The sequence below is a fragment of the Bradyrhizobium campsiandrae genome, assembly GCF_014529705.1.
Taxonomy (GTDB): domain Bacteria; phylum Pseudomonadota; class Alphaproteobacteria; order Rhizobiales; family Xanthobacteraceae; genus Bradyrhizobium; species Bradyrhizobium campsiandrae.
The window spans coordinates 1-537 of sequence record NZ_JAANIH010000187.1; the positions used below are offsets into that span (position 1 = coordinate 1).

Below are 537 nucleotides of genomic sequence, written 5' to 3' on the forward strand. Positions count from 1 at the left end.
AATGACAACTGTACACTTTTATTGGGCAATCATCCGCCTCTGGGCCGCGATGGTGCGCTTGTCGATCTGCTTGGTCGTCCCGATGACATTCTGATCGTTCTTTGAGGACAAGAGTGATGAAGCGATTGGGACAAAGGAGGAGCCATCAGTCCAACCCATGGTCATCATCCGAAAGCCCTTTTTGTAGGTCATCGAAACGTGGTCAAATACTTTGGCAGCCAGCTCAGTCTTCTTGTATCCAGTTCTAGAGTAGAGCGAATCGTCAAAGACGAAGCAATCGGCACGTTGGTCAGAGGTCAGATCTTTCAGATGCTCATTGATGATCTTCTCAGCTAGCAGAATAGTGAAGCGAAGCCAGTTGATATGTGGGTTCTGCATGAATCGATAGTAGGTGTTTTTGGAGAAGCCAGAAGAACTCTTTCCAGACCTCTTTTGGGTGCAGAATCCTGGGTCTCGAAACAGTTTGGGAAAGAAGTGGGGGCGGCAGGACGGAAGTGAGTTTGCTTTGGTCTGACGCGCGACAGGGGGCTGGGTCGT

At 49.7% G+C, this 537-nt stretch carries 1 protein-coding gene; it reads right to left on the reverse strand.

The genetic code is table 11. From position 1 onward, the window contains the following. Window positions 1-18: 18 nt before the first annotated feature. A partial coding sequence (locus tag G8O24_RS47080) for a transposase (RefSeq protein ID WP_202988824.1) occupies window positions 19-537 on the reverse strand: 519 nt, incomplete at its 5' end.